Below are 12,611 nucleotides of genomic sequence, written 5' to 3'. Positions count from 1 at the left end.
TCAGTTCAGGGCGCGAATGGCCTCGGCAAGGTCGATCGCGCCATCATAGAGAGCCCGGCCCGAGATCGCGCCGTTCAGATCGACACCGCAATCGCGCAATGCGATCAGGTCGTTCAGGGAGCTGACGCCGCCCGAGGCGATGACCGGGATCGATACCGCGCGGGCCAGAGCCGCCGTTGCTTCGACATTCGGACCCTGCATTGCGCCGTCGCGGTTGATGTCTGTGTAGATGATTGCGGCCACGCCAGCGTCCTCAAAACTACGTGCAAGATCGGTGACTTGCACATCGGTTTCTTCGGCCCAGCCTTTGGTGGCGACCAACCCGTTGCGGGCATCAATGCCCACGGCAACTTTTCCGGGAAACGCGCGGGCTGCTTCGCGGACCAAATCCGGGTTCTCAACCGCCACGGTACCTAGGATGACTCGTGCCAACCCCTTTTCGATCCAGGTTTCGATTGTAGCCATGTCACGGATTCCTCCGCCCAGCTGGGCGGGCACGTTGCAAGCGTTGAGAATCGCTTCGACGGGGGCGGCGTTGATCGGTTCGCCCGCGAAGGCACCGTTCAGGTCGACAAGGTGCAGCCATTCGCACCCTGCATCGACGAAGGCGCGCGCCTGCGCGGCAGGGTCTTCGTTGAAGACGGTTGCCTTGTCCATTTCACCGCGAAGCAGGCGCACGGCCTGGCCGTCTTTGAGGTCGATGGCGGGGTAGAGGATCATTTTGCGCGGCCCTATATTTCAGTTACACGCGCGGGATATCGCATAAGCAGGGTAGGGGATGCAACGCGACGCAAAGTCAGTCTTGCCCGATGGCTGTCAGGGGGTCAGACTGGCTGAAAAACAGGGAGTATATTATGAAGACATTTACAATCGCGGCTTCTTTCGCTGCCTTGGCGACCAGTGCGTTCGCAGCCGATCCGGTTGATGGTCTCTGGAAAACGCAACCGGGTGATACCGGGGGGTACCTGCATGTCACAATAGGCTCGTGCGGCAGTGCCATTTGCGGCACCATCGATACCGCGTTTGATAAAGACGGCAATGAGCAGCTGGAATACGAGAACCTCGGCAAGCAAATCATCTGGGACATGATTCCCGAGGGGGATGGCAAGTATGATGACGGCAAGATCTGGGCGCCGGACCGGGACAAGACCTATAGCTCGAAAATGACGCTGGACGGGCAGAATACTCTGACAGTGAAGGGCTGTGTTGCTGGCGGTCTGGTTTGCCGCGGGCAAACCTGGATGCGCGTTCAATAGCCCGTTACGGAGCCCAGGTCAGGAAATTCCCGATCATGCGTAGGCCCACATCCTGACTTTTCTCAGGATGGAACTGCATCCCTATCATTGTGTCGCGGCCGATCATGGCCGTGACCTCTTGCCCATAGTCGACAAATGCCAGACGTTCTGCCGGGTCGTTGACCAAGAAGTGGTATGAGTGCACAAAATAGACGTGGTCCCCGGATTTGACCCCGTCAAATACCGGGTGTGCGCTTTCAAGGACCAGATTGTTCCAGCCCATATGAGGCACTTTCAGAGCGCGGTCTGACGGTTCGATCCGCACAACATCGCCTGCAATCCAATCCAGACCATCGGTTTCGGTGTATTCATGGCCCTTGGAGGCCATGAGTTGCATACCGACGCAGATGCCCAGAAAGGGGCGCCCTTTCTGTTCGACGGCCTCAACCATCGCGTCATAAATGCCTTTGTGCCCACGCAGCTCGGTCGCACAGGCAGGAAATGCGCCGTCTCCCGGCAATACCAGCCGGTCAGCCCGCGCAACGACATCTGCGTCCGAGGTTACGACGACCTCACCCGCATCCATCTCACGTGCCATACGCTGGAACGCCTTTTCTGCGGAGTGCAGGTTGCCGCTTTCGTAGTCGATAATGGCAGTGAGCATTTACAAGGCGCCCTTGGTCGACGGAATCGCATCTGCCTTGCGCGGGTCGGTCTCAACTGCCAGGCGCAGCGCGCGGGCGACCGCTTTAAAGGCGGCTTCGGCGATGTGGTGACTGTTAAAGCCGTGCAGCTGGTCGACGTGCAGGGTGATGCCTCCATGGGTGCTGAGCGCCTGAAAGAACTCGCGCACCAATTCGGTGTCGAACGCGCCGATCTTGGGGGTCGGCAGGTCCACGTTCCAGATCAGGTACGGACGTCCCGACAGGTCCAAAGCACAGCGCACCTGCGCGTCATCCATGGGCAGATGGCACTCGCCATAGCGGCGGATGCCCTTCTTGTCGCCCAACGCCTGCGTCAGCGCCTGACCCAGCGCGATACCGGTGTCTTCGACCGTATGGTGATCGTCGATGTGATAGTCGCCTTTGGCTCGGATCGTCATGTCGATCAGCGAATGGCGCGCCAGCTGGTCTAGCATGTGATCGAAGAATCCGACGCCGGTCTGATTGTCATAAATACCGGTCCCGTCAAGATTGACCTCGACCGAGATATCCGTCTCGGCTGTCTTGCGGCTGATCGAAGCGGTGCGCATGGGCGAATTCCTTTTGCTACAGGCGCGCTTATAGACGGGGTGGGGCGGATTGATCCAGACCAAGCGTTGCAATCGCTTCAATCTGTTGCAGGGGATTGCACCTACCCGCCCGTCATGCCAGCCTGCCGGCAACTCAACTAACAGGGCCACACCATGTCCACCTGCGTTTTCATTCAAATTCGTTGCAAGCCGGGCACCACTTATAAGGTTGCCGAAGACATCGCGCTGAGGGAAATCCACTCAGAGCTCTATTCGACCAGCGGCGAGTATGATCTGCTGTTGAAACTCTATATCCCCGAAACCGAGGATGTGGGGCATTACATCAATGAAAACCTGTTGGTGATTCCGAATATCGAACGATCACTGACGACGATGACGTTTAAGGCGTTCTAGCCCAGTTCGAAGGTGGTGACGCCAAAGATGCGGCTCAAGTCGATGTCCGGTTGATGGCTGGAATACATCCGGGCCGTTTCGAAAAACTTCTCCAACCCAAGCTTTGCGGCCAAATCAAAGGCGGCCTGATTGGGCTGGGGCATGTCGATAAAGACATCTTGCGCGCTTTGATCTTCTGGCAACGTTTCCAGCAAGCTGGACAGCAAGGTTTCGGCAATGTCTGGGCGATCAGCGAACAGCGGTCCAACCTTGTAGCCAGTCCTGCACGGGCGCAGTGTGGCATATCCTTTGATCTTTCCGTCCTCGGAATACACACGGGAAATATGGCTGGGCGCCCTGATCCAGCCCTCCAGGAAAGTGTCACGCGGGGTTGGGAAGAGCTGACGGTCATACGCCCTCAACTCATTTGAAACAGCGGTCAGAGGGTCGGTGCCGGCCGACGGCGCCAATGCCTGCCGAATTTCCGCTACGCTTCCCGTGAAACGGTAATTGTTGTACGCAAAGGCAAAACCCGATTTGCTATAATTGTGCTGCTGATCGACGACCCCATCCAGCCCGACGTTGCGCGCGGTGCAATTGGACAATGCACGCTGCCAAAGCTTCAGCCCATGTCCAGCGCCGCGAAACTCGGGGTGAACGATGTAGAATCCAAGGAAAGCAAACCCATCGTCGTAATGTACCACCGAGATTGAGGCGATCATCTCACCATCCAAAAACCCGCCCAGAAACCCGTCAGTATCCGTACTATGGAAACACGTGGCATCATGATGGCCCGGATTCCACCCTTCGTGTGCGGCCCAATCCACGGCCTGCTGCAACTCGTCAGCGGTGAGAGGGCGGATAACGTATTCAGACATGAGTGAACCCTGTGTTGCGCAGCGCAACCAGAATGACGCAATGCGCCACGAAGAACCAGCATGTTCGGAGAGTTCGGTATCTGGAGCGGGCGAGGCGATTCGAACGCCCGACCCTAACCTTGGCAAGGTTATGCTCTACCCCTGAGCTACGCCCGCATCAGATACATATGTTGGTCCGAAGACCCCTCAATGGAGCGGGCGAGGCGATTCGAACGCCCGACCCTAACCTTGGCAAGGTTATGCTCTACCCCTGAGCTACGCCCGCGCCGTTGAGTGAGCCGTGAAGTATAAATTCTGGCGCAAAGCTGCAAGAGGAAAAACGCAAAAACACCGAAAAATCTTTTGCGACGGAAATTGCGACCTCGTGCGTTCAAGACCCAGAGAATTGTAAAACAATAATAGTGGAGGGATATACATGGCACGGTTCGAGAGTATAAAAATGGCGGTCCTGACCGCTATGATTTTGCTGGCCATGGCTGTTTGCGAAGTCCGCAAGGATCAGGTGGGCGAAGTCGACCCGGTTCTGAGAACTGCGCCCGAAGTCGAAACGCGAATATTGAACGGGTAGGGCGGGCCCGCAGTTGTCAGGGATCTGTCAAATTGCCAGTGCAAGGTTTGCCAGAGCCGCGAGCAGAATTGCCGAAAAGGTCAAGAGCATCCCGATTTGTCGCAGAATCACGATCTGAGGCGTGCGCCCAAACCCGAAAGCGTGAAGCAGGCGTCCCGCCAACAGCATCAGACCCAGCAGGTTCAGCAACAGGCTGCCAGCGCCCTGTAGCTCGACCAACGCAATCAACAGCAGGGCAAATGGGGCATATTCAGCGCAATTGGCCTGGGTGCGCATCGCCTTGATCATTCTCTTGTCACCGTGATCGCCCACCGAGATCTTGCCGCTCCGGCGGTGCAGGATGACATTGACGCTCAGCGCGACATAGAGAAATGCGATCAGGGCCGCGTAGATTGGTGTGATGGTTAACATAAGAGACCTTTCAAAGGGCAACACAAAAGGACCGCGCAGTTACCTGCGCGGCCCGAATAGTCTAACCCGATCTGCGGTTTATTCCAGTTCGACGAGCAAATCTTTTGCGTCGATCTGGCCACCCGGCTGGACGTGTACGGCTTTGACGACCGCGTCGCGCTCGGCGTGAATGCCGGTTTCCATCTTCATCGCTTCGATGGTCAGCAGCATATCGCCTTCCTTGACCTCTTGTCCGGTTGTGACGGCGACTGTCGCGACGACGCCGGGCATGGGCGCTCCAATATGGTTGGCATTGCCGACTTCGGCTTTGGGGCGCTGTGCGGTTGTAGCTTTGACAAGACGGTTCGGTACCCGGATCACGCGCGGCTGGCCGTTGAGTTCAAAGAACACTTTGACTTCGCCTTTTTCATCTGTCTCGCTAACGGCCTGACACCGGATTTCCAGGATCTTGCCGGGGTCGATTTCAGCCGTGATCTCTTCGCCCGGCTCCATGCCGTAGAAGAAGGTGCGCGTGGGTAAGGTGCGAACCGGGCCATAGGTCCGGTGGCGGCCCATGTAGTCCAGGAAAACCTTGGGATACATCAGATACCCGTTCAGGTCCTCATCATCGATTTCCTTGCCTTCCAATTGCTTGGACAGGTCAGCACGGGTGGCCTCAAGATCGACCGCTTCGACATGCTTGCCGGGGCGCTCGGTATTCGGAGCCTCGCCCTTCAGTGCCTTTTCGATGATTGCGTCAGGGAAACCGCCCGGAGGCTGACCCAGATTGCCGCGCATCATATCGATAACAGAATCCGGGAAGGCCACATCCGTATTCGGATCTTCAACCTCTTCACGGGTCAGGCCCTGGCTGACCATCATCAGAGCCATGTCGCCCACAACCTTCGATGACGGTGTCACCTTCACGATATCGCCGAACATCTGGTTCACGTCGGCATACATTTGAGCCACCTCGTGCCAGCGCTCTTCCAGCCCCAGCGAACGCGCCTGCGCCTTGAGGTTGGTAAACTGGCCGCCCGGCATTTCGTGCAGGTAAACTTCGGATGCCGGAGCCTGCAGGCTGGATTCGAAGGCCGCATACTGGCCGCGAACAGCTTCGAAATAATCGCTGATCTCGCGAATGGCTTTGATGTCCAGCCCGGTGTCGCGATCTGTATGGCGCAGCGCCTCGACCACAGTGCCCAGCGTGGCCTGGGATGTGTTGCCCGAGAAGCTGTCCATGGCACAATCGACTGCGTCTACACCGGCCTCAGAGGCGGCAAGGATAGTTGCACTGGCGATACCTGCGGTATCGTGTGTGTGGAAGTGGATTGGCAGTCCAACTTCTTCTTTCAGCGCCCGGATCAGGATCTTGGCCGAGGCCGGTTTTAGCAGACCCGCCATGTCCTTGAGACCAAGAACATGGGCCCCTGCGTCGCGCAGCTCTTTCGCCATGCCGACATAGTATTTCAGGTCATATTTGGCGCGGTCCGGGTCCAGAATATCGCCGGTATAGCAGACGGTGCCCTCGCAGATCTTGTTGTTCTCGATCACCGCATCCATGGCGACGCGCATGTTTTCGACCCAGTTGAGGGAATCGAACACGCGGAACACGTCAATACCGGTCGCGGCCTGACGCACGAACTCCTGCACGACGTTGTCGGGATAGTTGGTATAGCCAACTCCGTTAGCGCCGCGCAGCAGCATCTGGGTCATCAGATTCGGCATCGCCTCGCGCAGGTCGCGCAGGCGCTGCCATGGGCATTCCTGCAAGAAGCGATAGGCCACGTCGAAAGTCGCTCCGCCCCAGCATTCAACCGAGAATAGCTGCGGCAGGTTGGCTGCATAGGTTGGCGCTACCTTGATCATGTCGATCGAGCGCATCCGCGTCGCCAGCAGCGACTGGTGACCGTCCCGCATGGTGGTGTCGGTGATCAAAAGCTGCCGCTGTGCTTTCATCCAGTCAGCGACCGCTTGTGGCCCCTTTTGTTCAAGCAGATTGCGTGTGCCCATCTGCGGCTCAGCCTTCGACGCCGGTGCCTTGGCCTCTTTCAGGTCAGAACGCGGCATCGGGCGATCTTTTGTCTCGGGGTGTCCGTTGACAGAGATATCCGCGATGTAGGTCAGCACCTTGGTGCCGCGGTCGCGACGCTTTTTGAACTGGAACAGGTCCGGCGTCTCGTCGATGAACTTCGTCGTGTACTCATTCGACAGGAAAGTCGGGTGTTTCAGCAGATTCTCGACAAATGCAATATTGGTGCTGACGCCGCGCACACGGAACTCACGCAGCGCGCGATCCATCCGTGCGATCGCCTTTTCGGGCGTCGGCGCCCATGCGGTGACTTTGGTCAACAGCGAGTCGTAATAGCGGGTGATTACGCCACCTGCATATGCCGTGCCGCCATCCAGTCGAATCCCCATCCCGGTCGCGGAACGATAGGCAGTGATGCGGCCATAATCGGGTATGAAGTTGTTGAGCGGGTCTTCAGTCGTGACACGCGTTTGCAGCGCGTGGCCGTTCAGACGAATTTCATCCTGGCTGGTTTTACCGGTGGCCTCAGACAACGTCTTGCCTTCAGCAATCAGAATCTGGGCCTGAACGATGTCGATACCGGTGACTTCCTCGGTAACGGTGTGTTCCACCTGCACTCGGGGGTTCACCTCGATGAAGTAGAATTTACCCGTCTCCATATCCATCAGGAATTCGACAGTGCCCGCACATTCGTAATTTACATGGGCGCAGATCTTGCGACCCAGTTCACAAATCTCGGCGCGCTGTTCTTCGGTCAGATACGGGGCAGGGGCGCGTTCGACCACTTTCTGGTTCCGGCGCTGGACCGAGCAGTCGCGTTCGTACAGGTGGTAAATCTCACCATGCTTGTCGCCCAGAATCTGAACCTCGACGTGGCGGGCGCGGATGATCATCTTTTCCAGATAGCCTTCGCCATTGCCAAAGGCCGCTTCAGCCTCGCGTCGGCCTTCGAGCACTTTTTCTTCCAGCTCATCTTCGGACGCGATCGGGCGCATGCCGCGACCGCCACCGCCCCACGAAGCCTTGAGCATCAACGGATAGCCGATCTCAGCAGCTTCTTTGCGGATCGCATCCATGTCATCGCCCAGAACCTCGGTCGCCGGGATCACCGGCACGTCGGCCTGGATAGCCACGCGCCGCGCGCTGGCCTTGTCGCCCAAGGCTCGCATGGTTTCAGCCTTGGGACCAATAAAGGTGATGCCATTCTTGACACAGGCATCGACAAAGTCCGGGTTTTCCGACAGCAGGCCATAGCCGGGGTGAATCGCATCTGCGCCACACTCCTTCGCAACGCGAATGATCTCATCAATCGACAGATATGCGGCCACTGGCCCCATCCCTTCACCAATGCGATAAGCTTCATCCGCTTTGAAGCGATGCAGGCCCAGCTTGTCCTCTTCGGCAAAGACGGCAACGGTGCGCTTGCCCATTTCATTGGCTGCGCGCATTACGCGAATGGCAATCTCGCCGCGGTTGGCGATCAGGATTTTCTTGAAGTCGGTCATTTCGGGTCCCGGTCTTTTTGGTGTGGCCGTGTTGATAAAGCGAGATTATGCGCAGGGGTATCAGTTCTTCTGGGTAGAACCGGCATGTTAACGCTCGCAAACGCCACTTGTTCGCGTAGACCTTCTAACGATGCGGCAGTGCAGCATCAATCATTTGAGTGAATCGGGTTCAGTTTTTTTGTTTTGAGGCACGAAATCGGCGCATTTAAGTGCCTCCGCGGTTATTTCAGAACTGGATAGGGCAGCGCTATCGCGAAGGTTTCGGATGTGATTCGCGCTTTTCGTGGACCTCCACGAGCTCAATCTTCGTTCCCAGAGCCTCCGGTAAGAATGGTGCCAGAATGCCATTTGGGCCTGTCTAAGGAGGGGGCCATTCGCTACGCTGTGGATGCTGGCACGCGACGTCTCTCCAGATACTCCCACATCCGAAAGCCCAGCATCACGAACAGGGTATGACGGCGGGATAACGCGGTCATCTCAGTGCATGGGAAGATTGTAACAATTGACCTTTTTGCGCGGTGCGCTTTTCAGTGAACAAGCCGTGAACAAACCCTTTCCCTCGGCGCATATCCGGCGTAGTTTGGGCGCATGAGCAGTTTTGACGAAACAGACGCCTTTGAGGGCGCATCGCTGTCCGCACGGGCAATGGCCGCACGCCCTGCACCATATCTGGATGAATTGAACACTGCGCAGCGTGAAGCGGTTGAGCGTCTGGACGGTCCGGTCCTGATGTTGGCGGGGGCAGGGACAGGAAAGACTAAGGCGCTGACTGCACGGATTGCACATCTGCTGTCGACCGGACGGGCGCGTCCCAACGAAATTCTGTCTGTGACTTTCACCAACAAAGCTGCGCGCGAGATGAAGGATCGGGTCGGCCGGTTATTGGGGCAGCCGGCAGAAGGCATGCCTTGGCTTGGCACCTTCCACTCGATCTGCGTCAAGTTGTTGCGTCGCCACGCGGAACTGGTGGAGTTGAAATCCAACTTCACCATTCTTGATACGGATGACCAGTTGCGGCTGCTCAAGCAATTGGTACAGGCGGCAAATATTGACGACAAACGCTGGCCCGCGCGAATGCTGGCAGGCATAATCGACGACTGGAAAAACCGTGCGCTGACTCCCGGCAAAGTGCCGGCTGCTGACGCGGGAGCCTATAACAACAAGGGAATCGAGCTCTACGCCCAATACCAAACCCGCCTGCGCGAGTTGAACGCCGTGGATTTCGGTGACCTGTTGCTGCATATGGTCACGATCTTCCAGACCCACTCGGATATTCTGGAGCAATACCAGCGTTGGTTCCGCTATATCCTTGTAGACGAATATCAGGACACCAACGTTGCCCAATACCTCTGGCTGCGTTTGCTGGCTGGCGCGCATAAGAACATCTGCTGCGTGGGCGACGATGACCAGTCGATCTATGGCTGGCGCGGGGCCGAGGTGGGTAACATCCTGAGGTTCGAAAAGGACTTCCCCGGCGCTTATGTGGTGCGGCTCGAGCAGAATTATCGCTCGACCCCTCATATTCTGGCTGCGGCGTCGAATGTCATTCGCGGCAACGAAAGCCGTCTGGGCAAAGAGCTTTGGACTGATGCGCAGGACGGTGAAAAGGTGCGCCTGATCGGCCATTGGGATGGCGAGGAAGAAGCGCGCTGGATCGGGGAAGAGATTGACGCCATGCAGGGAGGTACACGGGGGGTACGACCAGTAAACCTTGATGAAATTGCCATCCTCGTGCGTGCCAGCCATCAGATGCGTGCATTCGAAGATCGGTTTCTGACCATCGGATTGCCTTACAAGGTGATTGGTGGGCCTCGGTTCTACGAGCGGATGGAAATCCGCGATGCCATGGCCTATTTCCGGCTGGTCGTCAGCCCCGAAGATGATCTGGCGTTCGAGCGGATTGTGAATACGCCGAAACGCGGCCTCGGCGACAAGGCACAGCAAACGATCCAAAGGACTGCGCGGGAAAACGGTGTGTCGCTGGTCGATGGCGCACGGATCGCAGTGGATAATGGGCTGATCAAAGGGAAGGGCGGCACTGCGCTGCGGCAGTTGATCGATGGTTTGGCGCGGTGGAATGCGATGACTCGTGGTCCGCGGATCGAGATTGACGACGATTCGGTGATTGATGACGGCACGGCGCCGATGCGGTTTGGTGAACCCGAACACACTCATATTGAACTGGCGCAGATCGTGTTGGATGAATCCGGCTATACTGCGCATTGGCAGAACGAAAAGACACCCGAGGCACCCGGACGGCTGGAAAACCTTAAGGAACTGGTGAACCAGCTGGACAATTTCGAGAATCTGCAAGGGTTCCTTGAGCATGTCAGCCTGGTCATGGACAACGAGCAGGAATCGGACGGCGCCAAGGTTTCGATCATGACCCTGCACGCAGCAAAAGGGCTGGAATTTCCCGCTGTGTTTCTGCCGGGGTGGGAAGACGGGCTGTTCCCGTCCCAGCGATCCATGGACGAATCCGGAATCAAGGGTCTCGAAGAGGAACGCCGGCTGGCCTATGTCGGAATCACCCGTGCCGAAGAGGTGTGCACGATTTCGTTTGCCGCCAACCGGCGGGTGTTTGGGCAATGGCAGAACTCCATGCCATCCCGGTTCATTGATGAACTGCCCGAGGATCACGTCGAAGTGCTGACACCGCCGGGTCTTTATGGTGGAGGGCAGACAATGGCCAGCATCGAAACCCGTGCGGCCGAAGCAAATGTCTACAATTCACCCGGTTGGAAACGGATGCAGGCGCGGCAGGGGCAGTACGGAATGTCTCAACCGCGTGAAAGCCGCAACACTGTGATCGACGCGACCGCGGTGGCGAGCTTTACTTTGGGCGAGCGCGTTTTTCACCAGAAGTTCGGGTATGGGGCGGTGATCGGCATCGAAGGCGACAAGGTCGAGGTCGACTTTGACAAGGCGGGCACCAAGAAAGTCGTGTCACGCTTCTTGTCGGCCAAGGACGACGTGCCCTTCTAGGTGGTTACAGACCTTCGACCAGTACCATGTTCGTTGTCGCAGTATTGTGCCTGAACTTAGCCAGTTCGATGTAATCTGGATCGTCTTTCCATGCCTGGGCGGCGGCCAGGTTTGGAAACTCCATCAGGACAATACCGTCTTCGGGCCATGTTCCCTCGATCAATTCCACCGGTTTGGATGACACTGTCAGCAGGCGGCCGCCGTGGCGGTCAAATATCGGCATGAACCCTTCAAGGTATCGCTGGTACCCTTCGGGGTCGTGAATGGAAATCTGTGCGATGAAATAGGCGGCCATTGGAAGCTCCGTTAGATCCGTGCTGCGCCTCATTCTACATCTTATCGGGAAAACGAAAAACGGCGGTTCCCAGGGAGGAGGAGAGGGAACCGCCGTTCTTTTCTACATCCGGGCAGGGAGGAGGAGAGCCCCGATGTATTCGAACCCGGGTTTCAGCCCGGTATGAGGAAGACGCGGCGACGTCAGGGAGGAGGAGGACGTCGCCGCGCGCTTTCAACATCGGGAAAGGGAGGAGGAGTACCCGATGTGTCTGCGTCCGGCGCTCAGAGCCGGTATTTACTGCGGCAACGTCAGGGAGGAGGAGAGACGTTGCCGCTGAAATACAGACCCAAAGGGAGGAGCTGGGCCTGATCTCGGTGTTCGTTTCGCGCTTAGCGCGCGATATGATCTTCGGTTGCCTGCATGGCTACGCGGCGGATCATCGAGCGGTGCAGGCCCAGATCGGCCAGTTCGCGATTTGACAGCGCCGAAAGCTCGTTCACAGTCTTGCGGTAAACGCGGTAGCCGACGAAGCGGTTCTTCGCAGCTTCGATCAGTGCGGTCAGACCGTTTGTTTGGGCGCCTTTCAGGGCGGTAAGGTTGCTTGCTACTGCCATCGTCTTAATCCGGTATATCGTGTTTGGTGCCGGTGTGTCCGGCGTTTGCTTGAGACTGAAAATAGGTAATTGCTGCGATTGCACAATACCGGACGTCGTCAATGCTGCTATGCAGCAAATGCATAGATATCATCATGTTGCCGACAGGCAGTTTGAGCTCCTTTGAAAACAAGGAACTTGGACTAGTCTTGTCATTCTGTAATGTCCCGAGTGCGGGTTGGAAGCGCTGTGGCGTGCAATCTGTTTAGGCGGTTGTGGCTGAAAACCAGGCGGAGCGAAAACCCTAGGGTTGGGTCAAGAGCCGTGCCCGGCGCGTTTCATGCGCTTTATGGGAATTCATGGGCAGTCATCTGTATTGAGGCGACAAGTCGAATGATTCAAGAACTTGATAAGTGATTCGACTGCTGTTGTGCGCGAGATCAGGCCATCAACGGCAGTTGAGAGGGAAAACTCGAAAAAATGTGGGAAATTATGGGAGGAACCCGATTCCTTGCTGGCTTCAT

The 12,611-nt window shown here is 57.1% G+C and carries 12 protein-coding genes and 2 tRNA genes; 4 read left to right on the top strand and 10 right to left on the bottom strand.

Annotation, left to right across the window (positions count from 1 at the left end):
* Positions 1-720 (bottom strand): 1-(5-phosphoribosyl)-5-[(5-phosphoribosylamino)methylideneamino]imidazole-4-carboxamide isomerase, encoded by a 720-nt coding sequence (hisA, locus tag AC2TDA_RS13045; protein WP_480876574.1) that lies wholly within the window; start codon positions 718-720, stop codon positions 1-3.
* Positions 721-854: 134 nt separating this feature from the next.
* On the opposite strand from hisA, the gene AC2TDA_RS13040 reads away from it, so the two are divergent.
* The gene (locus AC2TDA_RS13040; protein WP_480876571.1) at positions 855-1,256 is read left to right on the top strand and encodes a DUF2147 domain-containing protein; all 402 of its coding nucleotides are present in this window, start codon (positions 855-857) and stop codon (positions 1,254-1,256) included.
* A gap of 4 nt (positions 1,257-1,260) precedes the next feature.
* Here the strand turns inward: AC2TDA_RS13040 and hisH are convergent, their stop codons facing one another.
* Together hisH and hisB are read right to left on the bottom strand one after the other, a co-directional pair.
* Positions 1,261-1,899 (bottom strand): imidazole glycerol phosphate synthase subunit HisH, encoded by a 639-nt coding sequence (gene hisH / locus AC2TDA_RS13035; RefSeq protein ID WP_480876569.1) that lies wholly within the window; start codon positions 1,897-1,899, stop codon positions 1,261-1,263.
* A complete protein-coding gene (gene hisB, locus AC2TDA_RS13030) occupies positions 1,900-2,487 on the bottom strand; it encodes an imidazoleglycerol-phosphate dehydratase HisB (RefSeq protein WP_480848361.1) in 588 nt (195 codons plus the stop codon). It lies immediately after the preceding gene.
* Between the two features lie 153 nt (positions 2,488-2,640).
* Here hisB and AC2TDA_RS13025 point away from each other — a divergent pair, with 153 nt between their 5' ends.
* A complete protein-coding gene (locus AC2TDA_RS13025) occupies positions 2,641-2,880 on the top strand; it encodes an Lrp/AsnC ligand binding domain-containing protein (RefSeq protein WP_480848360.1) in 240 nt (79 codons plus the stop codon).
* On the opposite strand, the gene AC2TDA_RS13020 is transcribed toward AC2TDA_RS13025, so the two are convergent.
* The 3 genes from AC2TDA_RS13020 to AC2TDA_RS13010 form a co-directional block, all read right to left on the bottom strand.
* Positions 2,877-3,737 carry a GNAT family N-acetyltransferase gene (locus AC2TDA_RS13020; RefSeq protein WP_480876567.1) on the bottom strand — a complete coding sequence of 287 codons (861 nt, stop codon included), beginning with the start codon at positions 3,735-3,737 and terminating at the stop codon, positions 2,877-2,879. The genes AC2TDA_RS13025 and AC2TDA_RS13020 overlap by 4 nt on opposite strands.
* A gap of 81 nt (positions 3,738-3,818) precedes the next feature.
* Positions 3,819-3,893 (bottom strand) — tRNA-Gly (locus AC2TDA_RS13015).
* A 34-nt stretch (positions 3,894-3,927) separates the two neighbouring features.
* Positions 3,928-4,002 (bottom strand) — tRNA-Gly (locus AC2TDA_RS13010).
* Positions 4,003-4,152: 150 nt separating this feature from the next.
* Between AC2TDA_RS13010 and AC2TDA_RS13005 the strand changes: the two genes are divergently transcribed.
* Positions 4,153-4,305 carry a hypothetical protein gene (locus AC2TDA_RS13005; protein WP_480848357.1) on the top strand — a complete coding sequence of 51 codons (153 nt, stop codon included), beginning with the start codon at positions 4,153-4,155 and terminating at the stop codon, positions 4,303-4,305.
* A gap of 27 nt (positions 4,306-4,332) precedes the next feature.
* Here the strand turns inward: AC2TDA_RS13005 and AC2TDA_RS13000 are convergent, their stop codons facing one another.
* Both AC2TDA_RS13000 and AC2TDA_RS12995 read right to left on the bottom strand, forming a co-directional pair.
* Positions 4,333-4,716, bottom strand: a complete 384-nt coding sequence (locus tag AC2TDA_RS13000) for an MAPEG family protein (protein ID WP_480848355.1) — start codon at positions 4,714-4,716, stop codon at positions 4,333-4,335.
* Between the two features lie 78 nt (positions 4,717-4,794).
* Complete coding sequence (locus AC2TDA_RS12995; protein WP_480876565.1) at positions 4,795-8,232, bottom strand: pyruvate carboxylase; 3,438 nt, start codon at positions 8,230-8,232, stop codon at positions 4,795-4,797.
* A 588-nt stretch (positions 8,233-8,820) separates the two neighbouring features.
* Here AC2TDA_RS12995 and AC2TDA_RS12990 point away from each other — a divergent pair.
* Positions 8,821-11,217: an ATP-dependent helicase gene (locus AC2TDA_RS12990; protein ID WP_480876563.1), complete on the top strand. Its 2,397-nt coding sequence runs from the start codon at positions 8,821-8,823 to the stop codon at positions 11,215-11,217.
* 4 nt (positions 11,218-11,221) lie between these two features.
* Here AC2TDA_RS12990 and AC2TDA_RS12985 read toward each other — a convergent pair whose 3' ends face one another.
* Together AC2TDA_RS12985 and AC2TDA_RS12980 are read right to left on the bottom strand one after the other, a co-directional pair.
* Positions 11,222-11,512, bottom strand: coding sequence for a DUF1330 domain-containing protein (locus AC2TDA_RS12985; RefSeq protein WP_480848351.1), 291 nt, complete (start codon positions 11,510-11,512; stop codon positions 11,222-11,224).
* A 371-nt stretch (positions 11,513-11,883) separates the two neighbouring features.
* A complete protein-coding gene (locus AC2TDA_RS12980; RefSeq protein WP_480848350.1) occupies positions 11,884-12,108 on the bottom strand; it encodes a DUF1127 domain-containing protein in 225 nt (74 codons plus the stop codon).
* Positions 12,109-12,611: the final 503 nt, after the last annotated feature.

The sequence above is a fragment of the Ruegeria sp. HKCCD6426 genome (assembly GCF_057221115.1).
This window is presented reverse-complemented; position numbering and strand designations above follow the sequence as displayed.

Bases quoted from the DNA above. Each gene is read 5' to 3' on its own strand.
- hisH (WP_480876569.1), bottom strand. From the start codon at position 1,899: ATGCTCACTGCCATTATCGACTACGAAAGCGGCAACCTGCACTCCGCA.
- AC2TDA_RS13025 (WP_480848360.1), top strand. From the start codon at position 2,641: ATGTCCACCTGCGTTTTCATTCAAATTCGTTGCAAGCCGGGCACCACT.
- AC2TDA_RS12980 (WP_480848350.1), bottom strand. From the start codon at position 12,108: ATGGCAGTAGCAAGCAACCTTACCGCCCTGAAAGGCGCCCAAACAAAC.
- hisB (WP_480848361.1), bottom strand. From the start codon at position 2,487: ATGCGCACCGCTTCGATCAGCCGCAAGACAGCCGAGACGGATATCTCG.
- AC2TDA_RS12990 (WP_480876563.1), top strand. From the start codon at position 8,821: ATGAGCAGTTTTGACGAAACAGACGCCTTTGAGGGCGCATCGCTGTCC.
- AC2TDA_RS13020 (WP_480876567.1), bottom strand. From the start codon at position 3,737: ATGTCTGAATACGTTATCCGCCCTCTCACCGCTGACGAGTTGCAGCAG.
- AC2TDA_RS13000 (WP_480848355.1), bottom strand. From the start codon at position 4,716: ATGTTAACCATCACACCAATCTACGCGGCCCTGATCGCATTTCTCTAT.
- hisA (WP_480876574.1), bottom strand. From the start codon at position 720: ATGATCCTCTACCCCGCCATCGACCTCAAAGACGGCCAGGCCGTGCGC.
- AC2TDA_RS13040 (WP_480876571.1), top strand. From the start codon at position 855: ATGAAGACATTTACAATCGCGGCTTCTTTCGCTGCCTTGGCGACCAGT.
- AC2TDA_RS13005 (WP_480848357.1), top strand. From the start codon at position 4,153: ATGGCACGGTTCGAGAGTATAAAAATGGCGGTCCTGACCGCTATGATT.
- AC2TDA_RS12985 (WP_480848351.1), bottom strand. From the start codon at position 11,512: ATGGCCGCCTATTTCATCGCACAGATTTCCATTCACGACCCCGAAGGG.
- AC2TDA_RS12995 (WP_480876565.1), bottom strand. From the start codon at position 8,232: ATGACCGACTTCAAGAAAATCCTGATCGCCAACCGCGGCGAGATTGCC.